The sequence below is a fragment of the Sorangium sp. So ce426 genome, assembly GCF_051475585.1.
GTDB classification, from domain to species: domain Bacteria; phylum Myxococcota_A; class Polyangia; order Polyangiales; family Polyangiaceae; genus Sorangium; species Sorangium cellulosum_B.
In genome coordinates this window covers 10,215,875-10,241,553 of sequence record NZ_CP150341.1, presented here as the reverse complement: position 1 = coordinate 10,241,553, position 25,679 = coordinate 10,215,875, and the positions used below count along the sequence as shown (strand labels likewise).

The 25,679-nt window shown below is 73.7% G+C and carries 18 protein-coding genes; 10 read left to right on the top strand and 8 right to left on the bottom strand.

The genetic code is table 11. The annotated features are described in order from the left end of the window. Positions 1 to 71: 71 nt before the first annotated feature. The 5 genes from WMF44_RS38285 to WMF44_RS38265 all read left to right on the top strand — a co-directional run bounded on the left by WMF44_RS38285 (position 72) and on the right by WMF44_RS38265 (position 3,779). The gene (locus WMF44_RS38285; RefSeq protein ID WP_437294992.1) at positions 72 to 452 is read left to right on the top strand and encodes a dihydroneopterin aldolase; all 381 of its coding nucleotides are present in this window, start codon (positions 72 to 74) and stop codon (positions 450 to 452) included. A 43-nt stretch (positions 453 to 495) separates the two neighbouring features. Then, complete coding sequence (locus WMF44_RS38280; protein ID WP_437294991.1) at positions 496 to 1,215, top strand: molybdopterin-dependent oxidoreductase; 720 nt, start codon at positions 496 to 498, stop codon at positions 1,213 to 1,215. A gap of 35 nt (positions 1,216 to 1,250) precedes the next feature. Then, positions 1,251 to 1,649 (top strand): YidH family protein, encoded by a 399-nt coding sequence (locus tag WMF44_RS38275; RefSeq protein ID WP_437294990.1) that lies wholly within the window; start codon positions 1,251 to 1,253, stop codon positions 1,647 to 1,649. 326 nt (positions 1,650 to 1,975) lie between these two features. Then, positions 1,976 to 3,076 carry a hypothetical protein gene (locus tag WMF44_RS38270; RefSeq protein WP_437294989.1) on the top strand — a complete coding sequence of 367 codons (1,101 nt, stop codon included), beginning with the start codon at positions 1,976 to 1,978 and terminating at the stop codon, positions 3,074 to 3,076. A 160-nt stretch (positions 3,077 to 3,236) separates the two neighbouring features. Beyond that, positions 3,237 to 3,779, top strand: coding sequence for a hypothetical protein (locus WMF44_RS38265; protein ID WP_437294988.1), 543 nt, complete (start codon positions 3,237 to 3,239; stop codon positions 3,777 to 3,779). A 33-nt stretch (positions 3,780 to 3,812) separates the two neighbouring features. Here WMF44_RS38265 and WMF44_RS38260 read toward each other — a convergent pair whose 3' ends face one another. The 6 genes from WMF44_RS38260 to WMF44_RS38235 form a co-directional block, all read right to left on the bottom strand. Beyond that, entirely contained in the window at positions 3,813 to 4,901 is a 1,089-nt protein-coding gene (locus WMF44_RS38260; RefSeq protein WP_437294987.1) for an AAA family ATPase, read from the bottom strand. A gap of 36 nt (positions 4,902 to 4,937) precedes the next feature. Next, positions 4,938 to 8,948 carry an AAA family ATPase gene (locus tag WMF44_RS38255; protein WP_437294986.1) on the bottom strand — a complete coding sequence of 1,337 codons (4,011 nt, stop codon included), beginning with the start codon at positions 8,946 to 8,948 and terminating at the stop codon, positions 4,938 to 4,940. Between the two features lie 186 nt (positions 8,949 to 9,134). Further along, the gene (locus WMF44_RS38250) at positions 9,135 to 10,160 is read right to left on the bottom strand and encodes an MvdD family ATP-grasp ribosomal peptide maturase (RefSeq protein ID WP_437294985.1); all 1,026 of its coding nucleotides are present in this window, start codon (positions 10,158 to 10,160) and stop codon (positions 9,135 to 9,137) included. Then, a complete protein-coding gene (locus WMF44_RS38245; protein ID WP_437301661.1) occupies positions 10,157 to 11,149 on the bottom strand; it encodes an MvdC family ATP-grasp ribosomal peptide maturase in 993 nt (330 codons plus the stop codon). The genes WMF44_RS38250 and WMF44_RS38245 overlap by 4 nt, the downstream gene beginning before the upstream one ends. Before the next feature lie 51 nt (positions 11,150 to 11,200). Then, positions 11,201 to 11,437 (bottom strand): microviridin/marinostatin family tricyclic proteinase inhibitor, encoded by a 237-nt coding sequence (locus WMF44_RS38240; protein ID WP_437294984.1) that lies wholly within the window; start codon positions 11,435 to 11,437, stop codon positions 11,201 to 11,203. A gap of 393 nt (positions 11,438 to 11,830) precedes the next feature. Then, positions 11,831 to 12,046, bottom strand: coding sequence for a microviridin/marinostatin family tricyclic proteinase inhibitor (locus WMF44_RS38235; RefSeq protein ID WP_437294983.1), 216 nt, complete (start codon positions 12,044 to 12,046; stop codon positions 11,831 to 11,833). 171 nt (positions 12,047 to 12,217) lie between these two features. Between WMF44_RS38235 and WMF44_RS38230 the strand changes: the two genes are divergently transcribed. From WMF44_RS38230 to WMF44_RS38210, 5 genes are all read left to right on the top strand, one after another. Next, positions 12,218 to 13,387 carry an HlyD family secretion protein gene (locus WMF44_RS38230; protein ID WP_437294982.1) on the top strand — a complete coding sequence of 390 codons (1,170 nt, stop codon included), beginning with the start codon at positions 12,218 to 12,220 and terminating at the stop codon, positions 13,385 to 13,387. Then, entirely contained in the window at positions 13,384 to 16,374 is a 2,991-nt protein-coding gene (locus WMF44_RS38225; protein WP_437294981.1) for an ATP-binding cassette domain-containing protein, read from the top strand. Before WMF44_RS38230 ends, WMF44_RS38225 begins: the two co-directional genes overlap by 4 nt. Continuing rightward, a complete protein-coding gene (locus tag WMF44_RS38220) occupies positions 16,371 to 18,605 on the top strand; it encodes an ATP-binding cassette domain-containing protein (RefSeq protein WP_437294980.1) in 2,235 nt (744 codons plus the stop codon). Before WMF44_RS38225 ends, WMF44_RS38220 begins: the two co-directional genes overlap by 4 nt. 348 nt (positions 18,606 to 18,953) lie before the next feature. Further along, positions 18,954 to 20,900, top strand: coding sequence for a malto-oligosyltrehalose trehalohydrolase (gene treZ, locus WMF44_RS38215; RefSeq protein ID WP_437294979.1), 1,947 nt, complete (start codon positions 18,954 to 18,956; stop codon positions 20,898 to 20,900). After that, the gene (locus WMF44_RS38210) at positions 20,890 to 22,962 is read left to right on the top strand and encodes an amylo-alpha-1,6-glucosidase (RefSeq protein ID WP_437294978.1); all 2,073 of its coding nucleotides are present in this window, start codon (positions 20,890 to 20,892) and stop codon (positions 22,960 to 22,962) included. Before treZ ends, WMF44_RS38210 begins: the two co-directional genes overlap by 11 nt. 12 nt (positions 22,963 to 22,974) lie before the next feature. On the opposite strand, the gene WMF44_RS38205 is transcribed toward WMF44_RS38210, so the two are convergent. Further along, positions 22,975 to 24,192 carry a cytochrome P450 family protein gene (locus WMF44_RS38205; protein WP_437294977.1) on the bottom strand — a complete coding sequence of 406 codons (1,218 nt, stop codon included), beginning with the start codon at positions 24,190 to 24,192 and terminating at the stop codon, positions 22,975 to 22,977. A gap of 167 nt (positions 24,193 to 24,359) precedes the next feature. Further along, a complete protein-coding gene (locus WMF44_RS38200; protein WP_437294976.1) occupies positions 24,360 to 25,619 on the bottom strand; it encodes a metallophosphoesterase family protein in 1,260 nt (419 codons plus the stop codon). Positions 25,620 to 25,679 lie beyond the last annotated feature (60 nt).

The window sequence follows — 25,679 nt, the reverse complement described above, 5'->3', positions numbered from 1 at the left end:
GCGAGCGGGCGAGCCCGCCGCCTGGCATTCTTGCGGCGGAAGCCGGCCGGAAGGCGTGCTAGGGGGCGCCGATGGAGTCCGCGATCAAGACGTACCGGATCCGCCTTGACGGCATCCGCTTTCGCGCCAAGCACGGCGTGTCTCGCGCCGAGCGCGACCTGCCCCAGGATTTCGTCGTGAGCCTGGAGGTGGAGCTCCCTGTCTCGCTGTTGCCTCGAGCGGACACGCGCGCGCGCGTCTTCGATTACGACAGGCTCGCGAGCCTCGTCGTCGAATCGGGCACGAGCGCGTCGTACAAGCTGCTCGAGACGCTCGCCGAGCGCATCATCGAGCGCGTGCTCGACGACACGCCGGCCCTCCTCGTGACCGTTCAGGTCAAGAAGTTCGGCCCGCCGACGTCGGTGTCGGTGGATGCCGCATCCGTGGAGCTCTCGGGCCGCAAGGTCGGATGAGCTCGCTCTTGCAGGCGTCTGGAGCTCTCGCCATGGTCACGTCATGGGGGACGACGCGGGGCGGCGGGCGAGGTCGTTGATCGAGCGCAAGCAGGCGTTCGCGGCGCGGCAGGCGGCGCGCGGCAAGGGCATCTTCGACGGGCTCGCGCCGATGGGCAGCGGGCCGCCGAACCGGCACGGGATGCCGAGGCTGCCGGTCGGGCAGCGCGAGGTGAAGAGCTGGCCGGTGCTCGATCTCGGCGATACGCCGGACATCCCGGCCGAGCGCTGGCAGCTCGAGGTCGACGGGCTCTGCGAGGCGCCGCGGACCTACTCCTGGGAAGAGTTCATGGCCCTGCCGCAGACGCTCGACGTGTCCGACTTCCACTGCGTGACCACCTGGAGCCGCCTGGACAACCACTGGATCGGCGTCCGGTTCGCCGCCCTCGCGGAGCGCGCGCGCCCGCTCGCGGACGCGCGCTTCGTGCTGATCGAGGCGAGCGACATCGCGCCCGGCACGCAGACCCCCTACACGACGAACCTGCCGCTCGAGGAGGCCATGCTGCCCGACGTGCTGCTCGTCCACACCTGGGAGGGCAAGCCGCTGCCGCGCGAGCACGGGGGCCCGGTGCGGATGATCACGCCGCAGCTCTACTCCTGGAAGGGCGCGAAGTGGATCCGGCGGATCACGTTCACCGCGGCGGATCAGCCGGGGTTCTGGGAGGTCCGCGGCTACTCGAACACGGCGTACCCGTGGTTCGACGATCGGTACGGCCGCCGCTAGGGCGGGGCGCCTCGCGACGAGGAGGGCGAGCCACCATGCCCGGCGAGGAGAGCGAGGAGAGCGCGAAGCGCACGGAGGCCTACGCGAGGGAGCACCTGGCCAACGAGCGGACGCACCTCGCCTACGTGCGCACGGCGATCGCGCTGCTCAGCTTCGGCATCACGCTCAACCGGGTCAGCCTCTACTTCCTGGAGGCGGGGCCGCCGGCCGCGCCGGGAGGGCCGCGGTCGTTGCTGCGCGAGGTCGTGGGCCTCGGCGCGGGGATGGTCGTGCTCGGGATGGCGCTCATCGCGTGGGCGGCGGTGCGTTACCTGCGCGTCGCCCGCGCCATCGATCGTGGGGAGTACCGCCCCGACCGGACGGCGATCCTGATCTTCACAGCGGCGCTCTTCCTGGCCGGCGCGGCGAGCATCGCCTGGCTGTTCGCCTCGTGAGCCGGAGGCGACGCGTCCCGGTGCGACGCGGCGCGACCCGGTGAGCAGGGGCGCGCGGCCGCGGACGTCCCCTCCTCGCGGCCCGGCGGAGAACACGGTGTCCCTCAGCGGCTTTCCGTGGACGAGCACCGTTTTTCCTCCCTTCGACAGCGCGCCTGCCCTGCTGGGAGGCCGCCTCGCGAGCGGCGCATTCTGGCGAAAACTTGCGTGACGGCGGCGGGCCCGACGCGGCATAGTGCGCGCCTCGGATGACAGGCAAACGACACCCCGGCGGATTGGGGCCGCCAGGGTGCCGGCGCCTCAGCCTCGTGCCGGAGGACTGGAGCATGGGTAGGCCCATCGCGCCTTGGTTTGTTGGTTTCATTCTTCTCATCGGCCCAGCGACGTTCTTTGCATGTGGTGACGTGCCCTATATGGGCGGAGACTGCGCGGTCACGGATGACTGCGAGTCGGACCACCAGTACGTGCCGGGCACGGTTTGCGTCGACGAGCGCTGCGTGTGCGGCGAGCCGGGCAAGGTCATCTGTTGCGCGCGCGGCGAGGAGGGCTCGCGTGGCGAGCCGGACTCGGAATGTTTCAAGGAGTGCCTCACCTGCGACGAGTGCGCGGAGGGCACCGAGGAGGGCACCGAGAAGTGCTCCGGGGTGCCCGCGCCGCCCCTCGGTTGCGAGAGCGACGTGGAGTGCCCTGGCCCGCCCGACCCGCGGTGCGGCGCGGGGCGGTGCGTGGACGGCGCGTGCGCGGTGGAGATCCACGAAGGTCCGCTCGAGTCGCAGATCCGGGGCGACTGCAAGATCGAGGAGTGTACAGCCGACGGCCGCGTGGTCAGGGTGGCGGCCCAGGACATCTACGATGATGGCAACCAGTGCACCCTCGATTTCTGCGAGGTCGATGAGCCGCAGCACCTCCTGTTGAGCGAGGTCACCTGCCCCGCCTCGGGCGAGGGGCGGTGCCATGAGGGCGCCTGCGTGCAGTGTGTCGCCACGGACGCCTCGCTGCGCTGTCCCGGCGGGCGCGCGTGTGATGGCGTCTGGTGCGTGCCGGAGCACTGCGTGAACGATGCGCAGGACGCCGGTCTCGGGGAGACCGGCTTCAACTGCGGTGGCCCGTGCCGGCCCTGCCAGGCGGGGGACCGCTGCCGCGCGGCCACGGACTGCATGAGCGGCGTGTGCACGAACGAGACCTGCATGATCCCGACCTGCAGCGACGGGGTGAAGAACGGCCGCGAGTCCGGCGTCGACTGTGGCAAGCAGTATTGCCCGCGCTGCGAGCCGGGCCGGGGCTGCAAGACCGGCGCGGACTGCAAGAGCGGCGTGTGCTGGGCCGGCGTCTGCCAGGCCCCCACCTGCACGGACGGGGTGAAGAACGGCGACGAGGCCGGCGTCGACTGCGGCGGCGAGGGGTGCGCCGGGCCGTGTCCGGAGTGAGGGTGTCGCCGGCGGCCACCTCGGAGACGGCGATGCCGGGGCTCCCCGGATCACTCCCTGAACCGTGAGCGTTCACCCGCGGGAATCCCGGTTGACGTCCAATTTCACCGTCAGTAAAACGGCTCACGTCGCGCGTCCGCTGGGGGAAAGGGGAGGTACCATGGGCACAAGAGGCTGGCAGAAGATCCCATGGGCGGTCGTGGTCGTCCTCCCGCTCCTCGCCGCACCGGCGCGCGCAGGAGCTCCCGAGATCAGCGCCGGGGCGAGCATCGGGTGGATTGAGATCGGCGACGATTATCGCCCCTCGGTGGGTCCACAAGCGGCGATATCGTGGCGCTTCGAGCGAGACTTCGTGTTCACGGTCCACGACCTGTGCACCATCCACCAGGGGCCCCAGCACGGCGGGCTCGGTGTCTACAATCAGACGTCACTCGATGTCGGCGTCGCGTGGGACGAAGGCAATTTCAGTCTGGGGCCATCGGTCGCGCTCTACGACATGCCGTCGTGCGGCGCCGCCTTGTGCGGGCGCGTCGCCGGGGTGGCGATAGGCGGGCATGCGCAGGTCAACTCGTACTTCGTAGGGCCGCTGGGCTGGTCGACGAGCGCCCATCTGCAGTGGCTCGGCGGGGATAGTCCTGTGCTTCCGGGCCACGTGGCCTTCGTCGTCGTCGCTGGTCCCGTGTTTCGATGGATCATCGAATGAACACGAGGAGACCCCTGTCGTTGATGGCGGACGTCATTCGTCCTCCGTCGCGCCGCTCGCCAGCACCGTCTCTCCACCCTTCTTGCGAAGCTCGATGAGCCGGCAGGGCGTCGCCTTCCGGATCCGCTCCGCCAGCGGGCGGGAGTGCGTCGTGATCCATAGCTGGCTCCGGGATGCCGCGTGCACAAGGAGATCCCCGAGCGGCCCGAGCAGATCCGGGTGCAGGCTCGTCTCCGGTTCGTTCAGCGCCATCAGCAGCGGAGGCCTCGGGCTCAGGAGCGCAGCCAGGAGGCAGAGATAGCGCGCCGTGCCGTCCGAGAACTCGCGGGCGTCGAGCGGCCGCGACATCCCGGGCAACCCGAGCTCGACGCGGAACCGCCCCTGCGTCGAGGAGACCTCGAGCGACGCGCCAGGGAACGCGCTGGAGACGGCTTCCTTCAAGGCGACCCTGTCGCCGATATCGAGGATCGTCGCGAGCGCCGCGGCCAGATCGTGGCCATCGGTGCTGAGCACAGGCGTCCGCACCCCGACCTGCTCGACCCGCAACGGCGCGCCGGAGTCGGTGCGGAAGTGGTGATAGAACCGGAAGTTCATCAGCTGTTGCCGCACCACCGAGAGCAACGGAAAGCGGTGCGGCTCCACCACCTGCGCCAGCACCGACTCCGAGCCCCAGAGCGAGAAGGGAAAGGTCACGCGGTGGCCGTCCGCGTCGCGCGCGAAGGCCGAGCCCGCGGCCCGCTCCAGCATCGGCAGGCGGCGGCGCCTGTCGAGCAGCCAGAGGTTCTCTTCCTTGATGTCCGGGTCCAGCTCGAACGGCCCTCCAGGCGGCGGCGTCAGCCCGCACTGGAGCTCGTAGACGAGCTGATCCAGCCGCACCCGCAGCGTCATCCGCACCGGGCCTTTGCTGCGCTGGCCCGCCCAGAGCACCGAGGGCATCCCCCCCTCCTCGGCCAGCGTGCGCGCAAATGTCCCGCTCGCCGCGGAGCCGAGCAGCACCATGGTGCGATAGAGGTTGGTCTTGCCGACGCCGTTCGGTCCGACGATGACGTTGACCTGGGCGAGGGGGAGGGTCAGCTCGCGGATCGAGCGGTATCCCGCGACGTGGAGCTCCTGGACCGTCATCCCGCCCAGGATAGCCCATCGCGGTGACCGGCCTTGCTACCGCAGGCGGTGCTCGCGGAGCACGTCGGCCGGCACCGCCTCGCGCGCGAGCTCGCAGAGCCGCGCGTGGTGCGTGAAGAACAGCACCTGCGTCGTCCCCGCGAGCTCGCCGAGCACCGCGAGGGCAGCCCGGGCGCGGTCGTCGTCGAAGTGGATCAGGATGTCGTCCAGGATGAGCGGCATCGGCTCGCCCGTCCGCGCGTGGTGCTCGAGGCTCGCGAGGCGCAGCGCGAGGTAGAGCTGGTCGCGCGTGCCGTCGCTCAGGCCCGTCACGTCCACCTCGCGCTGCACCGGCGCCCTCGCGGGCTCCGCCGCTGGGTCCGCGGGCGCCTTCGCGGGCTCCGCCGCGGCGTCCGCGGGCGCCTTCGCGGGCTCTGGCGCCGGGTCCGCCGGAGCCTTCGCGGGCTCCGCCGCTGGGTCCGCGGGCGCCTTCGCGGGCACCGCCGCGCCGTCCGGCGCGGGCGCCCTCGCGGCCGCTGCCCCGCCGGCCGCCGCGCCGGACGCCGCCGCGCGGACGCAGCGGAGGATCGCCTGCTCGCTCTCGTCGTAGCCCACCCGGAGGCCGGCGAAGGCGCCCAGCGTCAGGCGGTGGAAGAGCGCGCTCGCGCGCGCCAGGATCGGGCCCTGGTTGCGCTCGCGGTAGCGCTCGATCTCGCGCTCGAGCAGCACCGCGGCGAGGCGCGCCCGCACGTAGCGGCGCACCTCGCCGCGCAGGTGCGAGAGGCAGATCTGCGCCTCTGCGGCGGCCTCCGCGGCGCCCACCGTCGCCCGGAGGTGCTCGCGCTCCTGCTCCAGGCTCCCGAGCGCCCTGTCGATCCGGCGCCGCTCGTCCTCGAGCGCCGCGAGGCGCTCCTCCGCCCGGTCGAGCTCGAGCGCGAGCGCGTCCCGCTCCACTCCCGCGGTCTCCTGCTCGAGCGCCGCGATGCCCGCGCCCTCGCCCGCCTCGAGGAGCTTGCCCTCGTTCTCGACGAGCTCGCGGTCGAGCCGGCGCGCCTCGCGCGAGCGCTCCTCCGCCAGGGAGAGCGCGGCGACGTCGTCGGCGTCGTCACCGCCGCGCGGGACGCCCGCCGCCTCGAAGAGCTTGGCGAGGCGCGCCTCGGCGGCCGCGCGGCGCGCCTCCTGCTGATCCAGCTCGCGGCGCTTGTCGGCCAGGCTCCGCGCGATCTCGCCGCGCTCGCGCAGGTCGGCGCGCGCCTTGTGGTGGCGCTTGATCAGCTGATCGGCGGCCTGATCCGCCGGCAGCGGGGCGAGATCCGGCGCGTGCCGGGACGCGAGCTCCGCGACGTCGGCCGCGAACGCCCGGGCGTCGCGCTCCATGCCGCGCACCCGGCGGCGCTCGTGGGCGGCGCTGTCCGCCTTGCGGAACAGCGCGCCGAGCTCGTCGAGGATCGCCGTGGCCTCGTCCGCGGAGGCGTCGCCGGGCAGGCCGAGCGGCCGCACGCCCTCGGCCCACTCGGCCCGCCACGCCTCGAGCGCGCGCGCGTGCTGCGCCTGCTCGCGCTCGAGGTCCTCGATCTCGCGCTCGAGCTCCTTGCGCTCCCGCAGGAGCTCCTTGCGCTCCCGGGCCGCGCCCTCGATGGCCGCGAGCTCCTGCTCCGCGGCCTCGACGAGCGCCGGGAGGCGCGCCGGCGCGTCCTCCGGCGCTCCGGCAGCGTCGCCGCGCGGGCTCACGCTCGCCGCGTCGCCGCGCGGGCCCGCGCCGGCCGCGTCGCCGTGCGAGGCGCGGGCGCCCTGGAGCGCCGCGTGGAGCTCGGCGGCGTGCGCCTGCATCCGGGCCCGCAGCGCCTCGGCCTCGGCCTCCGCGGCGCGCAGCCGGTCGACCGTGGCGGTCAAGGCCGCGTAGCGGCCGAGCCAGCCGCGCATCTCCTCGGGGGAGCGCGGGGCGACGCCCGCGGGCCGCCACAGCTCGAGCCACGCGGCCTCGGCCTCCTCGGCCCTGCGCGCCAGCGCGGCGCGCTCCGCGGCGAGCTGCGCCTGGTCCGCCTGGGCCCGCGCCTCGTCCGCGAGCAGCCGCGCCAGGCGGGCGACCCGGTCGGCCTCGCGGCGCAGCCGATCGGCGAGGACGTCGGCGGCGCGGACCAGGTCGGCGTAGTCGTCGGGCTTCCCCCGGGCGGCCGGCGGCTCGTCGCGCGCGGCGAGCGACGGCCTGCGCCGCGCCCCGGGCGAGGCGGGCGCGTCCGCGCCGAGGTCGAAGAGCGAGGCGGTGTGGATCGACGCGGCCGCCGCGCGGGCGCCCGCCTTCGCCTGGAGGGCGCGCACCAGCGCCTTGAAGGCGGCGTCCCGGCGCTCGCGCGCCTCCGCGAGGTCGGCCTCCGTGGGGACGGCGCCGGCGCGCTGGAGCGCGTCGATCTCGCGGGCGCTCTCGCGGAGGCGCGCCTCGATCTCGGCGGCGCGCTCGCCGAGCCGCTCGCGCTCCCGGGCGAGCGCGCCCCACAGCGCGGCCGCCTTGTCGACCGTCTCGGGGAGCGGGACGGGCAGGGCGCTCGCCTCGGCCGCGGAGAGCGGCCGGCCTTCGGGCGCGCCGCCCGCGTCGAGGCGCGCCGGCCGCGCTGCATCGTCGACGTCGAGGCGCGTCCGCTTCGCGGCCACGCCGAGCCCGAGCCGATCGCGCTGCGCGTCGGCCTCGCGGGCGAGCTGCGCCGCCGCGGCGGCGGCCTCGCGGAGGCGGTGCTCGAGGTCGCCCTGCTTCTGCGCGCGAGAGAGCGCGCCGCGGAGCGGGGCGGGGTCCTCGCCCGGCGGCAGCTCGGCCAGCCTGCGCGCGCAGGCGTCGCGCCGCGCGCGGTGCGCCGAGAGCAGCCGCTCCACCTCGCGCGGCTTGGCCTCGGCGGCGCCGCGCTCGCGGGCGAGCTTCTTGATGCGCGCCTCGGTCGCGACGTCGACGCGCATCGCCTCCAGCCGCGCGGGGTCGTCGCCGCCGGCGAGCGAGGCGTCCCGCCCGAGCCTGCGGAGGATCGCGCGCGCGTCCTCCTCGACGCCGTGGAGCTCCGCCCGGACGCGCGGCAGATCGACGGCGGCCTTGCGGTGGCTGCCGAGCCGGGTCACGAGGCCGTCGATCGCGCCCGCGTCGAGGTCGGCGAGCGACGCGGGGACCTCCAGCGCGGCGTGGCGGGCCTCGAGCTCCGCGATGTCGGCGCGGAGCCGCGAGGCCTGGGCGCTCGCGTCGGCGGCGCGGTCCTGGGCGTCCTCGCGGTCGCGCTGCGCGCCCTCGGGCAGCAGGACGACGTGGCCGAGGGCGGCGCGCCGGCCGAGGATCGCGCGCCGCGCCTCGAGCAGCGGGAGCACCCGGAGCGCGCGCCGGAGCCGCTTGTCGGTCGACCGGAGCGCGCGCAGCTCCGCGTCGACGCGCTCCTGCTCGGCCCGCTGCTCGTCGATCTCCTGCCGCTTGCGCGTCCAGTCCGCGGGCGGGTGAGCGGCGCTCCTGGCTCCGTTGCGGGCCGCCTCGAAGGCCTTGATCGCCTCGTTGAGGGGGCGGGTCCTCGCCTGGGGTGTGAAGATCTCGTCCGCCTCCTGGCGCAGCGTGGCGAGCAGCTGCTGCAGCCCCGGCCCGCCGAGCCCCGCGCCGAACAGGCTCTGACCGACGTCGCCCTTGCCCTGGAGCAGGGCCTCGGCGCCCTGGCGGAGCGTCTCGTGGGTGAGCCCGAACGAGGTCCGGAAGAGCTCCTCCGTCACGCCGCCGAGCACCGGCGCGAGCGCGGCGTCGTCGAGGGGGTTGTCGTCCGGGTCGCGGAGCGTCTTCACGCGCCCCTTGCGGCGGACGAGCGCGAGCGCGGCGTCGCCCCTGCCCGCGAGCCGGCCGCCGACGCGGAGATCGGTGTTGTGGTGCAGGTGGGCGTCGGGCGTGATGTGCGGGATGCCGTAGAGCAGGCCGCGGATCGCCCGGAGCGCGGTGCTCTTCCCGGCCTCGTTGGGGCCGTAGACGACGTGGAGGCCCGGCGACGGCGAGGAGAAGTCGAGCCGGAGATCCGTGAAGGGGCCGAACGCGAGGAGGTGGAGCTCTAGGATCTTCACGAGATCGCTTGCCGGGCGCAGGGGGCGGTGCCCTCCCCTGAACGGATAGCAAGTGCGGAACCTCCGGGCGTTGTCAAGCCGCACCGCGCGGCGCCGGGGCGCGTTGCGCGGTGCCCGTCCGTCCGATGACGGAGCGGCAGGTCGTGTCGTCCTGGAAACGGCAGGCGGGCGGAGCCGAGCGTCCGCTCAGCGGGGCTGCGTCGCCGGCGTGTGGAGGAAGGCGCTCCACGAGCCGCGCCGGGGCGCCTTGCCGAGCAGCACCTCGGCGAGCGCCTCGCTGATGGGGAGCCCGGGGTTGCGCTCCAGCCAGAAGAACTCGCCGGACGGGTTGACCTCGAGGAAGACGTGCCGGCCGTCCGGCGTGCGGAGGATGTCGATCGCGCCGTAGTTGAGGCCGAGCTGATCCATCAGCCGGAGCACGCCCGTCTCGACGTCGGGCGGGAGCGTGTCCTTGCGCCAGGCGTCGATGAGCTCGATCCCCTGCCGGCGCCAGTCGACCTCGGCGCCGGGCGCCGCCTGCGAGTCGACCGAGGCCGTGAAGACGCGCTCGCCAACGACCGTGACCCGCAGCTCGCGCGCCTTCGGGATGTTCTCCTGGAACGTCATCGGGCAGAGCGAGAGCCCCCGCATGTCCGCGAGGTCCTCGGCCCCGAGGGCGTTCGTGAAGACCACGTGCTCCTCGCCGTCGCGGTAGACGGCGAACGACGAGAGCATCTTGGCGATCACCCCGCCCGGGCAGGTCGCGGCGAAGGCCCGCGCCGCGTCCGCGTCGTTGGTCGTGAGCGTGCGCGGCGTGTCGAGGCCGACCTCGCGCGCGATGTCGAGCTGCACCTGCTTGTTCGACGCGAAGCGCACCGCCGGCAGCGGGTCGACCTGCGGGACGCGGAACGCCGCGAGCATGCCCTCCGCGGTCTGCTTCGCCTCGTTGACCGACGCGCTCCGGAGCTGCGGATCCATCGACGCGGGCAGCCTGGCGCCGTAGGCGACCCGGCGATACCAGACGGCGGTCACCTCGCCGAGGTCGAGCGCGCCGTCCCGGGTTGTCAGCGTGGAGCGGCCCGCCCCGGCCCCCGACGAGAGCGAGAGCCGCGCCCCCGCAGGGAACGCGTCGGTGTCGAAGCGGAAGGCCCGGCCGCCCAGCCTGGCGATCGCAGCGGCGACGCGGTCGATGCACTCGTTGTCTTCGCTGTGCGTGATGATGAGGACTGTCACCGGTTCTCCGTCGGAGCGAGCAGCGCCTCCGCCAGCGCGTCGGCGATCGGCAGGCCGAGATCCCGCTCCAGCATGCCCCACTCGCCGGCGGGGTTCACTTCGAGAAAGACGTGCTCTCCGTCCGGCGTCCGGATGAGGTCGACGGCCCCGAAGACCAGCCCGAGGGCGCGGAGGAGCGCGCCGAGCCGCGCTTCGACGTCGCGCGGGAGGGCGTCCGGCTCCCACCCGATGCCGGCGTCGATGACGTCCGGGTGGCGCCAGTCGACCGCGATCGACTCGTAGCGGGTCGCGTCGAGCGCGCCCGGGAAGCACCGGCCGTCGACGCAGGCGACGCGGAGCTCGCGCGCCTTGGGGATGCGCTCCTGGAAGATCATGGGGCTCTGGCGCAGCCCCGCGAGGCCGTCGAGGTCGGCCTCCGCGACGGCGTGCGTGAAGACGAAGGGCGCGCCGCCGGCGAGGCTGGTCGAGAACGGCGTGAGCATCTTGGCGACCACGTTCCCCCCGAGGCGCGCGAAGAGGCCGCGGACCTCGGCCGGGTCGTTCGTCACCACCGTCTCGGGGACGCGAAGGCCGACCGACGCGGCCGCCGCGAGCTGGCGCAGCTTGTCCTGGGCGCGCTCCTCGGCCGCGGGCTCGTTGATCCAGCGCCGCGCGGGGAGCCCGCGCAGCCAGCCGGTCAGCGCCGCCATCGACTCGCGCACACACGCGCCGCGGTACGCCTCGGGGATGCCCTCGCCGAGGTTCGGCGCCCAGAGGCGCCGGAGCCAGACCGCGGAGATCTCGTCTCCGCCGATCTCGGCCCCGGCGTCCTCCAGGCGGCGGCGCACGCCGCCCGGCCCGAGCGCCGTCGAGAGCGTGATGTCGCGAGGGAACCGGTCGACGTCCAGGCGGACGGGGCGAGCGCCGCGCCTTCGCAGCGCCTCCGCCACGCGCCCGATCCCGAAGTCGTCCTGGGAGTGCGAGACCAGGAGGACGCCCGCGCTCGCCATCGTCACGTCAGGGTACCTCTCTCGCACGGGCGCGGGCGGTCCATGCGGCGCTCAGATCTCGTCGCTGTCCGAGGGGGCCTTCATCGTGGTGAAGATGGGGTCTTTCCCGCCGCCCCCGCCGTCCTCCTGGTCCGACGGGTACTTCAGCGTCTGGAAGGGCGGCCTGCCGGCCTTGACGCCGGTACGGACGCGCTTCTGATCCTCCAGGAAGCGAGCGAAGAACGGCACCGCCTCGGCGTCGTCCTTCTGCTCCTGCTGCTCGGGCTCACGGTTGTCGATATCGGCCATGGGATACCTCCGGATGGTTGCGTTGCCGCGGCGACGGAGCCGCCGAGGGCAAGAGGGCTAACATAGCGAGCAGCCATGCGGGGGCGCAAGCCCGAGGCGTGATCTTTGACGCTTTTCAGCACGATTGCTGCGACTCGACGTCGCAATTCCGCGATCCCGTGATGCTGCGATTCCGCTGTTGCGGCGATCTTTCAATCTCGGGCGCTCAAAGGTGTTGAATCGTGTTGAGCTTGGTTACGCGTGGTCGCGTGGTCGCGTGGTCGCGTGGTCGCGTGGTCGCGTGGTCGCGTGGTCGCGTGGTCGCGTGTTGTTACGGGGTTACGGGATGTTGCGGGCGATTTCGGTGGGTTCCGCTCGGCCGCGGGCGGTTACCCGCCGCGCGGCGTTCGCGGTTCACTTCAGGGCCAGATCTTCGTCGCCGTCGGAGGGGTACTTCATGGTGACGTTCTCATCCCTGTCCGACGGGTACTTGAGGGTCTGGTAGATGCCGCCGGCTTTGACGCCGGTCCGGATGCGCTTCTGATCTTCCAGGTAGCGAGCGAAGAAGGGCACCGTTTCCGCCTGCTCCGTTTGCTCGTTCTGCTCGCCATCACGATCGATATCAGCCATGGGGGACCTCCAATCCAAATGGAATGACTGCCTTGCGGCGGAGCCGCGGAGGAGAGCATTCATTCGATCGGCCCGCGCTGCACGTGAAGTTTTGCCAGGCTCATCGCCTTCCCCGTCGATGGGTGCGACTTCCTGCGCATCCTTCGCTCGTGTACCTTGGCGCGACCCCTCATGCCCGCCGGGTTCTCACGCTCGATCCACGCGATCGCGACCGACGGCCATCGCGGCTCGATCGTCGGCGCCGCGCTCGGCGCGCTCCTGCTCGGAGGCTGGCTCGCGTGGTTCTTCCTCGCGCGCGTCGGGCAGTACGAGGCGAGCGTGAGCGCGCGCCTCGAGGTGGGGCAGGCGGCCCACCGCGTCGAGGCGCCCCTCGGCGGGAGGGTCGCCGCGGTCCGCCTCGACCTCCTCGGGGCCGAGGTCGCCGCGGGCGACGTCCTCGTCGAGCTCGACGTGGAGCCGCTCCGCCGCGACATGGACGACAAGCAGGCCCGGATCTCGGCCATCGCGGGGCAGATGGGGCCGCTCCGGGCCGAGATCGCGGCCCGCTCGCGGGCGCTGCGCGACGGGGCGGAGGCGGCGCGCGCGCGCATCGACGAGGCGAAGGCGCGGCTCAAGGAGGCGGAGGCGGGCGCGCGCTTCCAGGAGCTCGAGGCGGCGCGGGCCGTGCGCCTGCGGCAGGACGGGCTCGTTTCCGAGGCCGAGGCGGCGCGCCTCGCGGCCGAGGCGCTGTCGCGGCGCTCGGCGACCGAGGCGCTCGACCGCGCCGCCGCGCGGGCCGACGTCGAGCGACGCACCGGGCAGAGCGAGCAGCAGGCCGAGCTCGCGCGGCTCGACCGCGAGGCGGCCTCGCTCGAGGGGGAGCGGCTCGTGCTGGAGGCGACGATCGCGGGGCTGCTCGCCGAGATCGAGCGGCGCAAGATCCGCTCGCCCATCGCCGGGCGCGTCGGTGAGATCACGGTGCTGCGCGCCGGCTCCTTCGTGCGCGAAGGGGACGTCGTGGCCGCCGTCGTGCCGCCCGGCGAGCTCAGGGTGATCGCGGAGTTCCCGCCCTCCTCCGTCGGGCGGATCCGCGCGGGGCAGGCGGGGCGCCTGCGCCTCGACGCGTTCCCCTGGACCGAATACGGCACGCTGGCCACCACCGTCGAGCGCGTCGCCAGCGAGGCGCAGGAGGGCCGCATCCGCGTGGAGCTCGGCGTGCGCCCCGATCCCGCGTCGCCGATCCCGATGCAGCACGGGCTGCCCGGCAACGTCGTCATCGAGATGGAGCGCGTCTCGCCGGCGTCGCTCGTGCTGCGGGCGGCAGGGCAGATCGTGAGGGTCCGCGGCGGAGCGGACGGGTGAGCCAGGGGACGGCGGGCGCCGATCGACGATCTTCGCCACGATCCGCGCCGGAGCGAGCCGCGAGCGCCGATCCCCGCCGCCGGCCGCCGAGCCCGCGGCGGAGGCTCCTCGCGCCGGAGGTCGTGCAGACGTCGGCGATGGATTGCGGGCCCGCCACGCTCAAGTGCGTGCTCGAGGGCTTCGGCGTCGGCGTGAGCTACGGGCGCCTGCGCGAGGCCTGCCAGACCGACGTCGACGGCACCTCCATCGACACCCTCGAGGACCTCGCGGAGCAGCTCGGGCTCGTGGCCCAGCAGATCCTCGTGCCGCCGGAGCACGTGCTCCTCGACGAGGCGCAGGCGCTGCCCGCCCTGGCAATCGTGCGGCAGTCGACCGGGCCGCTCCACATCGTCGTGATCTGGCGCCGGCACGGCGGCCTCGCGCAGATCATGGACCCGGGCACGGGGCGGCGCTGGGTCACGCGACGGCAGCTCGAAGCCGAGCTCTACCAGCACGAGCTGCCCCTGTCCGCGGCGGACTTCCGCGCGTGGGCCGCGAGCGACGGGTTCACGCGGCCGCTCGGGCGCCGGCTCGCCTGGCTCGGCGCTGGGGCGCGGCCGATCGAGGCGGCGCTGTCGGACCGGGACTGGCGAGCGATCGCCGCGCTCGACGCCGGCGCGCGCCTGGTCACGTCGCTCGTGCGCTCCGGCGGCCTCGAGCGCGGACGCGAGGCCGCGCGCGTGCTGGGCGCGCTGCTCGACCGAGACGGCGAGGCCGCCCGGGAGGAGATGATCCCGCCCGGCTTCTGGACGGCGCGTCCGGGGCCGGCCGATCCGTCCGGGGAGGCGATGGTCCTCACGCGGGGCGCCGTGCTCGTGCGGATCCGCGGGCGGCGGCCGCTCGGCTTCGCCCGCGCGCCGGCAGGCCGCGACGGCGCGCCGGGCGCCTCCGCCCCCGAGCCTCCGGCGCACGCCGAGGCGGTCGCTCGTGGTGAGGTGGCTGCTCGCGGTGAGGTGACCGCTGGCGGCGAGGCGGCTGCTCGCGGCGAGGCGCGCCTCCCCCCCGACCTCGCGGCCGCCCTCGCGGAGCGCGAGGTCCCGCCTGCGCGCGCGCTCCTCCGGATGATCCGCGAGGACGGCCTGCTGACGCCCGCCGTGCTCGCCGGCGCGCTCCTGCTCAGCGTCGCGACGGTGGTGCTGGAGAGCCTCCTCTTCCGGGGCCTGCTCCAGATCTCGAGCGATCTCGCGCTGTTCGAGCAGCGCCTCGCCGCCCTCATCGCCCTCGCGGCGTTCCTCGCGGTGGAGCTCGCCCTCGATCTCTCGCTGACCACGGGGATGATCCGGCTCGGGCGCCACCTCGAGGTCCGGCTGCGGATGGCGTTCCTCGCGAAGATCCCGCGCATCGGCGATCGCTACTTCCAGAGCCGCCCGGCCTCGGACATGGCGCAGCGCGGCCACAGCTTGCACGTGCTGCGCGGCCTGCCCGCGTTCGGCGGCCAGATCGCGCGCTCGGCGCTCGACCTCGCGGTGACCACGGCCGCGATCGTCTGGATCGATCCCGGGAGCGCGCGCCTCGCCGTGCCGGGCGCCGCGCTCGCGCTGGCGCTGCCGTTCGCGGGGAACCGCGTCCTCGTCGAGCGAGACCTGCGCGTCCGCACCCACGCCGGCGCGCTCACGAGCTTCTACCTCGACGCGCTCCTCGGCCTCGTGCCGATCCGGGCGCACGCGGCGGAGCGGGCCGTGCGGCGCGAGCACGCGGGCCTGCTCGGGGAGTGGGCGCTCGCCGGCCGCGCGCTCCTCCGCGCCGCCCTCGCCGTCGACGGGGCGCAGGCGCTGATCGGCTTCGCGCTCGCCGCGTGGATCCTCGGCGATTTCCTCGCCCGCGGGGGCGCCCTCTCGCGGGCGCTCCTGCTCTTTTACTGGGCGCTCGCGCTGCCCGCCATCGGGCAGGCGCTCGCGAGCACGCTGCTCCAGTACCCGGGGCACCGCAACACGGCGCTGCGCTTGCTCGAGCCGCTCGGCGCGCCGGAGGAGCTGCGCGCCGGCGCCCCCTCGCGCGCCCCCGTCGCAGCGGCGCCGCTCGCGCAAGGGAGCGCCGGCGGCGCGGGCTGCGCGATCACCTTCGAGCGCGTCCGCATCCAGGCGGCCGGCCACGTGATCCTCGACGGGGTGGATCTGAAGATCGCGGCGGGCAGCCACGTGGCGATCGTGGGCTCCTCGGGCGCGGGGAAGTCGAGCCTCGTCGGGGTCCTGCTTGGCTGGCACCGGGCGAGCGAGGGCAGGGTGCTCGTCGACGGCCGCCCCCTCGACGGCGAGCGGGTGCGCGCGCTGCGCGAGGAGACAGCGTGGGTCGACCCGGCGGTCCAGATCTGGAACCGATCGTTCCTCGACAACCTCCGCTACGGCGCGCCCGACGACGCGGCCGACTTCGGCGCCGTCGTCGAGGAGGCCGAGCTGCGCGAGGTGCTGGAGCGGCTGCCGGAGGGGCAGAAGACCCTGCTCGGCGAGGGCGGGGGGCTCGTCTCCGGCGGCGAGGGTCAGCGGCTGCGCCTGGGCCGGGCGATGCTGCGGAGCGAGGCGCGGCTCGCGATCCTCGACGAGCCGTTCCGCGGCCTTGACCGGGAGCGCCGCCGGGCGTTGCTCGCCCGGGCGCGGCGGCGCTTCCGGCGCGCGACGCTCCTGTGCGTCACCCACGACGTCGGCGAGACGCGATCGTTCGAGCGGGTGCTCGTCGTGGACGGCGGGCGCGTTGTCGAGGACGGGGCGCCGTCCGAGCTCGCGGCGCGCCCCGGCTCGCGCTACCGCGCGCTGCTCGAGGCCGAGGCAGCGGTGCAGCGAGGGCTCTGGTCGAGCGGCGGGTGGCGCCGGCTGAAGGTCGCGCGCGGGCGCATCGCCGAGGCGGCGGGGGAGGACGCCGGAGCGACGGGGGAGGGTGGCGGAGCGCCAGCGGAGGGTGGCGGAGCGCCAGCGGAGGGTGGCGGAGCGCCAGCGGAGGGCCAGCGGAGGTGACCGCCGAGGCGCAACCCGGGTGGGAAGCCCGGCCGGACGGGGCGGAGGCGCAACCTGGGTGGGGAGCGCGGCCAGACCACGCGGTCGATCCGCTCGGCGCCCTCGAGTGGCCGGCGGAGCGCCTCGGCGACGCGCTCGAGGCGCTCGCGACGCAGGGCGGCCTCGGCCCGCGCGCGGTCGCGGCGCCCATCCCGGCCGCCGGGCACCTCCGCAGCGCGGACGCGCTCGGGGCGTGGATCGATCAGGCCGCGGCGTACCTCGGCGTCGAGGCGGAGCCGATCGCGGCGCGCTACGACGAGATCGGCGAGGCGCTCCTCCGCGTCGCGCCCGCGCTCGTGTGGCTGCGCGACGGCGGCGCGCCCCGCTTCCTCGCCGTCGTGGGGCGCAGGGGGCGCGACCTCGCCGCGCTCCGCGCCGACCGCTCCGCGGCGCGCGTCCCGGTCGAGGCGATCGCCGGCCGCATCTGCCGCCCGATCGAGGCGCAGGTGCTCCCGGAGATCGAGCGCGTCCTCGCGCGCGCGGCCGTGCGGCCGCGGCGGCGCGGGCGCGCGCGGCGGGCCCTGCTCGACGAGCGCCTCGGGCCCGTGATCATCGACGGCATCTGGAGCCTGCGCCTGCCGCCGGGCGCGCCGCTCGCGCGGCAGGCGCAGGCCGCGCGGATCCCGCGCCGCCTCCTCGGCCTGCTCGCGGCCCACGCGGCGGCCTACACGCTCTGGATCCTTGTGTGGATGACCGTGGGGCGCAGCATCCTCGACGACCACCTCGACGAGGGGTGGCTCGTCGCCGGCGCGCTGCTGCTCGCGACGGTCGTGCCGCTGCGCCAGCTCATGGCGTGGCTGTCCGGCCTCGTCGCGATCGACTCGAGCGCGCTGGTCAAGCAGCGCCTGCTCTCGGGCGCGCTCGCGCTCGACGCCGAGGAGGTGCGCAGCGAGGGCGCGGGGCGCTTCCTCGGCCGCGTGATCGAGTCCGAGGCGATCGAGGGGCTCGCGATGGGCGGCGGCGTCGCGGCGGTCGCGTCGGCGTTCGAGCTCGCGGCGGCGGCGGCCGTGCTCGCCCAGGGCGCGGCGGGCGCGATCCACGCGCTGCTGCTCGTCGCCTGGGCGGCGCTGGTCCTCGCGCTCTGCGTGCGGTTCTACCGGCGGCGCGCGCGCTGGACCGCCGCGCGGCTCGCGATGACGCACGACCTCATCGAGCGCCTCGTCGGCCACCGGACCCGCCTCGCCCAGGAGCGCCACGGCCGCTGGCACCACGGCGAGGACGAGGCGCTCGCCCAGTACCTGCTGCGGTCGCGCGACATCGACCGGAGCCAGATCGAGATCGGCGCGCTGATGCCGCGCGGCTGGCTCATCGCGGGCATCGCCGGCCTCCTGCCGCCGTTCCTCGCGGGCACCGGCTCCGCCGGGGCGTACGCGGTGGCGCTGGGGGGCGTCCTGCTCGCGAGCCGCGCGCTCCAGGGCCTCTCGGGCGGCCTGTCGAGCCTCGCCAGCGCGGCGATCGCGTGGGAGCAGGTCTCCACGCTGTTCCAGGCGGCCGCCCGCGGCGGGCCGCCGCCGCCGCCGCTGCCCCCCGACGCGGGGCGATCGCCGGCCCGCGCGCGGGGGGGCGACGCCGAGGCCCGCGCCGTGGTCCTGGAGGGGCACGAGCTCTCGTTCCGGCACAAGGGACGGGCGCGCCCCGCGGTCGTCGACGTGTCGGTGCGGATCGCGGCGGGCGACCGCCTCCTGCTCGAGGGGCCCTCGGGCGGCGGGAAGTCGACGCTGAGCGCGCTGCTCTCGGGGCTTCGCGCGCCCGACGCGGGGCTGCTGCTGCTCAACGGGCTCGACCGCCACATGCTGGGCGCCGCCGCGTGGAGGCGCCGCGTGGCCGCGGCGCCGCAGTTCCACGAGAACCACGTCCTCGCCGGGACGTTCGCGTACAACCTGCTGATGGGCAGGCGCTGGCCGCCGAGGCCCGACGACCTCGCGGAGGCCGAGGAGATCTGCCACGAGCTCGGCCTCGGCGAGCTGCTCGGCCGGATGCCGGGGGGGCTGGAGCAGGTGGTGGGCGAGACGGGCTGGCAGCTCTCGCACGGCGAGCGCAGCCGGCTCTACATGGCGCGCGCGCTGCTGCAGGGCGCCGAGGTCGTCGTGCTCGACGAGAGCTTCGCCGCGCTCGACCCGGAGACGCTGGAGCGAGCGTTGCGCTGCGTGCTCCGGCGCGCGCGCACCCTCGTCGTCATCGCCCACCCGTAGCCGCGGAGAGCGCGCTTCATCGCCTTCCATCGCAAGGCCGTCAAGCCCACTTCATCGCCTCTCCCCATCTCGATGGGTCGACTCCTGTCTCGCTTTATCTCTTTCGTGTCCTCGAACACGCGCCTTGCGCACGGAGGAAGCCCAGCGGCGCGCGCGCTTCAGAGCGAGCTCACGTCGCGCAATTTCGCCACACAGACAGCGCTGGCCTCGATGTCGGTTTGCTCCTGATCGCTCTCAGGCAGCTCCGTAAGGCACGTTGCGCTCGACAGCTGAGCAGTGATGTCGGTAGCGTCGTCATGTGCATATAGGCGCTGGACGTCATCTGTGTTGCGCCTAGAATTCATTTCAATGCTGGAGCTCAAGACGGAGAGGCGGTTGCCCATCGGCGCAGAGGTGCTCGTCGGGAAAGGAGTCCACTTCCGTGTCTGGGCGCCAGCCAGGCGCAAGGTCGAGGTCGTCCTGGAGGCCGGGCCGGGGAGCGGCGGGGCCGCCCCGCTGCGGCCCGAGGAGGGCGGTTATTTCGCGGGGCTCGTCGCGTCCGCCGCGAGCGGCACCCGCTACCGGTTCCGGCTCGACGACGGCGAGGCGCTCACTCCCGATCCCGCCTCGCGGTCGCAGCCGGAGGGGCCGCACGGGCCCTCCGAGGTGATCGATCCCGGCGCGTTCTCATGGAGCGACGCGGCATTCCGGGGCGCCCCGCTGAAGGGGCAAGTCGTCTACGAGATGCACATCGCGACCTTCACCCGGGAGGGCACATGGGAGTCCGCCGCCCGCGAGCTGCCGGAGCTCGCGCGGATCGGCATCTCCGTGATCGAGCTGCTGCCCATCGCCGAGGTCCCCGGCCGCTTCAACTGGGGGTACGACGGCGTGAACCTCTTCGCGCCGACGCGCCTCTACGGCAGCCCGGACGATCTCCGCCGCTTCGTGGACGCGGCGCACCGCGCCGGGATCGCGGTGATCCTCGATGTCGTCTACAACCACCTCGGCCCGGACGGCAACTACCTCGGCCAGTTCTCCGGGGACTACTTCACCGATCGTCACAGGACGGACTGGGGAGCGGCGATCAACTTCGACGGCCCGCGATCCGAGGCGGTGAGGGAGTACTTCATCACCAACGCCGGCTACTGGATCGACGAGTTCCACCTCGACGGGCTCCGGCTCGACGCGACGCAGAACATCTACGATGGCTCGAAGGACCACATCCTCGCCGCCGTCGCGCGCCGCGTGCGGGAGGCGGCGAAGGGCAAGGAGACGTTCCTCGTGGCCGAGAACGAGTCGCAGGAAGAGTGGCTGATCCGCGCCGCCGAGCGGGGCGGCTACGGGCTCGACGCGATCTGGAACGACGATTTTCACCACAGCGCCAAGGTGGCGCTCACCGGCCGGAGCGAGGCCTATTACAGCGATCACGAGGGCTCGCCCCAGGAGCTCCTCTCCGCCCTGAAGCACGGGTTCCTCTTCCAGGGGCAGCGCTATCAATGGCAGAAGCAGCGGCGAGGGACGCCGGCGCTCGGCGTCGAGCCGGCCCGCTTCGTCCTCTTCCTGGAGAACCACGATCAGGTCGCCAACACAGCGCGAGGCGAGCGGCTCTGTCACATCGTGAGCCCGGGCAGGCTCCGGGCGATGTCGGCGGCCCTGCTCCTCGCCCCGGGGACACCCATGCTCTTTCAAGGGCAGGAGTTCGGGTCCTCCGCGCCGTTCCTCTTCTTCGCCGACCATAGCCCCGAGCTCGCCCCGCTCGTGCGCAAGGGCAGGGCGGAGTTCCTCGAGCAGTTCCCGTCCTGCTCGGCGCCGGAGGTCCGCGCGCAGCTCGACGATCCGAGCGACCCGCGGACGTTCGAGCGCTGCAAGCTCGATTTCTCCGAGCGCGAGCGGAACGCCGCCCTCTACGCCCTCCACGAGGACCTCATCGCGCTCCGCCGGCGCGACCCGGTGATCCGGGCCCAGCGCCCGCGCGGCGTCGACGGGGCCGTCCTCTCGGCCCACGCCTTCCTCCTGCGCTACTTCGGCGACGACGGCGACGACCGGCTGCTCCTCGTCAACCTCGGGCGGGACATCCATCGAGGGTCGTTGCCGGAGCCGCTCTTCGCCCCGCCGCCCGGGCGCCGCTGGGAGACGTCGTGGTCCAGCGAGTCCCCCCGCTACGGGGGCCAAGGCAGCCCACCTGTCATCACCGAGGAGGGCGTCCACATCCCGGGCGAGGCGGCGATCCTCCTCCACCCCGTGGTCGGGACGCCGGTGCCCGAGAAGACGAGCGCGAGTCCGCGCCCAGAGGAGCCCAGGAAGCATGTACGCTGACGAGATCTGCCGGAGGATGGTCTGGTCCCGGGGCGCCGCCCCCACCTCGCAGGACGACGCCGAGCGCGGCTCGGACCCGCTCACGCGGGAATGGCTCGTCACGAACGGACTCGGCGGTTACGCGTCGGGCACCGTCTCCGGCGCGGTGACCCGCCGCTTCCATGGACTGCTGATCTCCGCGCTGCCGGCCCCCCTCGGCCGCACCATGATGCTCAGCGATCTCTCCACCCGGATCTTCACCGCGGAGGACGGGGTGTACCAGGTGGGCGGTCAGGAGCCCTGGCTCGACGACGGCGCCGCGCAGGTCATCGATCTCGCCGAGTTCCGCCTCGAGGCCGGGCTCCCCGTCTGGCGCTACGAGGGCGCGGGGGTGGCGATCGAGCGGCGCCTCCTCCTGCCCCACGCGCAGAACACGGTCCATGTCACGTACACGCTCGTCGAGGGGACGGGCCCTGTGCGGATCGAGCTCCAGCCGTGGGTGAATTTCCGGCCGCACGAGGGCGCGCTCGATCGGCCGGTGGCGGGCCCCTATGCGCTCACCGTGGTCGAGGATCGCTACGAGCTCGCGTCGCCGGGTGACCTGCCGCCGCTCCGGCTGAAGGTCCAGGGCGCTCGGGCCGAGTTCAGGATCGAGAGCGCCCGCCTGCGCAACGTCCGCTACCGGATCGAGCAGAGCCGCGGATACGACGCCGTCGGCGAGTTCTACAGCCCTGGCCTCTTCAGCCTCGAGCTCCCGGTCTCCGGCAGCGCGACCTTGATCGCGTCCACGGAGGCCTGGGAGACGCTCAACGCCCTCTCCACGGACGAGGTGCAGCGCGCGGAGCGCAAGCGCCGGACGCGGCTCCTGCTCGCCGCGGCGCCCGAGGTCCGCACCGGGCCGGCGGCGGAGCTCGTCCTCGGCGCCGATCAGTTCCTCATCAGCCCCGCGGGCCGCGTCGAGGACGCCGCCCGCGCCCGGGCCGCGGGCGACGAGGTGCGCACCGTCATCGCGGGCTATCACTGGTTCACCGACTGGGGCCGCGACACCATGATCAGCCTCGAGGGGCTGACGCTCGTCACCGGGCGCCACACCGAGGCGGGCTACATCCTCCGCACGTTCGCCCATTACGTGAAGGACGGGCTCATCCCCAACATGTTCCCGGAGGGCAAGAACGACGGGCTCTACCACACAGCCGACGCCACCCTCTGGTTCTTCCACGCGCTCGATCGCTACCTGGCGACCACCGGGGATCGCGAGACGCTCCGGCTCATCCTCCCCACGCTGATCGATATCGTCGAGCACCACACCCGCGGGACGCGCTTCGGCATCCGCGCCGACCCGCAGGACGGCCTGATCCGCCAGGGGGAAGAGGGATTTCAGCTGACCTGGATGGACGCGAAGGTCGGCGACTACGTGGTCACGCCACGCCGGGGGAAGCCCGTGGAGATCAACGCGCTCTGGTACAACGCCTTGCGCCTCATCGAGCGCTGGGCGCGCGAGTCCGACGGCGACGGCGCGGCGAGGCGCTACGGCGCGGCCGCCGAGCAGGTCAAGGCCTCCTTCAACCGGCGCTTCTGGTCCGAGGAGCACGGCTATCTCTACGACGTGATCGACGGCGAGCAGGGCGCCGACGACGCCTTCCGTCCGAACCAGCTCCTCGCGATCTCGCTGCCTCACCCCGTCCTCGATCCCGCGCGCTGGAAGGGGATCGTCGATCAGGTGAAGGAGCGGCTCTGGACGCCCGTGGGCCTCAGGTCGCTCGCGCCGGGGCACCCGGACTACAAACCGAAGTACTTCGGCGACCTCCGCGCGCGGGACATGGCCTATCACCAGGGCACCGTGTGGGGGTGGCTCATGGGCCCGTTCATCGACGCCTGGCTGAAGGTGTATCCCACCGATCTCGCCGGGGCGCGGCGCCTGCTCGAGGGCTTCGCGCCGCACCTCGACGAGGCCTGCGCCGGCTCGATCAGCGAGATCTTCGACGCCGAGCCGCCGTTCACGCCCCGCGGGTGCGTCGCCCAGGCGTGGAGCGTGGCGGAGGTGCTGCGCGCCTACGCCAGGACGGCCCCCTCGGGGGGCTGAGCGCTCGCCCGCTCAGAACGCCACAGGCACCGCCGCCGGGCCGCGGATCGTGGGCCATTCGCTCCATACGATGTCGCGGGGCGGGACGGCGAGCTCGATGCGCGGCAGCCTCCGGAGGAGCGTCGAGAAGGCGATCGCCGCCTCGATCCGCGCGAGCATCGCGCCGAGGCAGAAGTGGATGCCGCCCCCGAAGCCGATGTGCCGGTTCGGCGAGCGGCCGATATCGAAGCGATCCGGATCCGGAAAGTGCTTTGGATCCCGGTTCGCGGCCATGAGCCCCGCCGCGACCCCTTCTCCCGCCGGCACGCGGGCGCCGAACAGCTCGATGTCCTCGAGCGACCAGCGGATCATCGAGAGCTCCGCCGGCCCCTCGCAGCGCAGCACCTCCTCCACCGCGGAGCCGACGAGCCCGGGGTCCTCGTCGAGCCGGCGCCGCTCCGCGGGGTGCGAGAGCAGGAGGAACATGCCGCTCGCGATGAGGTGCACGGTGGTCTCGTGGCCCGCGACGAGCAGCAGGAACACCATGCTCGAGAGCTCCGCCGGGCTCAGCTTGTGCTCCTGCTCCTCGGCGAGCAGGAGGCCGCTGATCAGGTCGTCGCGCGGGGCCTTCCGGCGCGCGTCGGCGAGCGCCCGGAAGTACGCCGCGAACTCCTCCACCACGGGCTGGGCGCGCTCCACGAACTCGCGATCTTTCGCTGGCGCGAGGAGGATCTTGGTCCACCGGCGGAACCGGCCGCGATCCTCGACGGGGAGGCCGAGCAGCTCGGCGATCACCGCGGTGGGGAGCGGAAACGCGAAGTCTGCCACGAGCTCCATCCGGCGCCGGTCGATCACCGCGTCGATGAGCCCGTCCGCGATCTCCTGGATGCGCGGGCGCAGCCCTTCCATCATCCGCGGCGAGAACGCCCGCTGGACGATGGCCCTGAGCCGCGTGTGATCCGGCGGATCGGCGTCGAGCATGTGCTGATCCATGAAGGTCGTGCGGTCGCTGAGCGGGAAATAACGCCGGCGCACCTCGTCGGGGAGCTTGCGGAAGTCGCGGAACAGGCGCGGATCCTTGAGGAGGTCCACGCAGTCGTCGTAACGCACGGCCACCCAGATGGGCACGTCGAGGCGGGGGTGAATGAGGCGATGCATGCGCCCCGCGGCCCGCATGCGCGCGTAGATCGCATGCGGCTCGGCGCGGCTGCTCGGATGGAACAGCTCCGGAAAAGCGTCCTGGTCGACCATGATTCCCCCGTTTCATGGCGTCCGGACGTTCGAGGTGATCTCGCGTCACGCCGGATCGCGAGGTGTGCATGGTGGAGAACCGCGCGCCGTCAAGCCGCGGCCGGAGGGCTGCGCGCCGTCGACCGTCGAGCCGCGGCGTCGGAGCTCGAGCGGGCCGCGCCCGACCTTCAGGGCGCGTCGCTCGCGCCGAGCAGCCGCGAGATCAGCGTGTGCTCCACGTCGTCGAGCGCCTCGCGCAGGAACGCCGGGTCGTCGAGGCGGATCGCGTCGTCCCCCTCGCGCGCCTCGACGGGCAGCTTGCTCCTGAGGCTCGCGAACTCGCGCAGCAGCGAGGACAGGCCCGCCTCGTCGTCGCGCAGCGCGCGCAGCGACCGCGTGAGCTGGCCGATCGCGTCGTCCCGCTCCTCGAGCGCGCCCACCTGGAGCGGCGAGATCGTCCGGGAGAGCACGCGCTCGATCCAGAGCGCGCCGCCGAGATCGTTGGCGATCGCGCGGATCTGCCCCGTCCAGCGCTCGAAATCGGCGCGGAGCGCGGCGTGCGCCTTCGTCGCGCCGCACAGGAAGACCCGCGCGGCCAGCGTGCGCCCGTCCGCCTCGGCGAGGCGCCGCTCGAGCTCCTCCCGCGTCAGATCCACGATGTCGTCCGCGCTCGCGGCCGGGGAGAGATCGACCTCGCAGGCGCTCCAGCGCACGACGTCGAGGGGGCGGTGCTCGACCGAGGTGATGCGGCCGTCGTCCACCGCGACGAGGAGGGCGCCCTTCTCGCCGGTCTCGCGGGCGTGGCGGCCCTGGAGGTTGCCGGGGAACGCGATGTACGGATCGCGCGAGAGCACCTCCCGGGTGTGCACGTGGCCGAGCGCCCAGTAATCGTATCGCTTCCCGACGAGGGTGTTCAGGCTGCAAGGAGCGTAGTTGTCGTGGCCCTCGCGGCCGCCCAGGCAGGTGTGGAGCATGCCGATGTTGAAGAGGCCCGCCCGCGCGTCCGGATAACCTGCGGCGAGATCGTCGGTGACGGCCTTGGTCGCGAAGCTCTGTCCGTGGACGGCGACCCCGAGCCGATCGAAGACGATGGATTCCGGGCGGCGGGGATCGAGCCGCCGGGCGTTCTCGGGGAGCTCCAGGTGACGCGTGATGTTGCTCTCGGCGTCGTGATTGCCATAGAGGAGCACGACGTCCACCCGGGCGGCGCGCAGGCGGGAGAGCTGCGCGGCGAAGAACAGGCCCGTGCTGTAGTCCTTCCAGTCGCCGTCATAGATGTCACCCGCGAGGAGCAGGAGATCGACCTCCTCGGCGAGGCAGAGGTCCACGAGGTTCTCGAGCGCGCGGCGGGTCGCCCCGCGGATCTGCTCGACGGGGGCGCCCGGGTAACGGTCGAGCCCGCGGAGGGGGCTGTCGATGTGGAGGTCGGCGGCGTGGACGAACTTCATGGGCAGACGCGGCCCGAGCTTAGCCGCTCGGCGCCGGGAGCGCTGCTCATCCGATGAGGA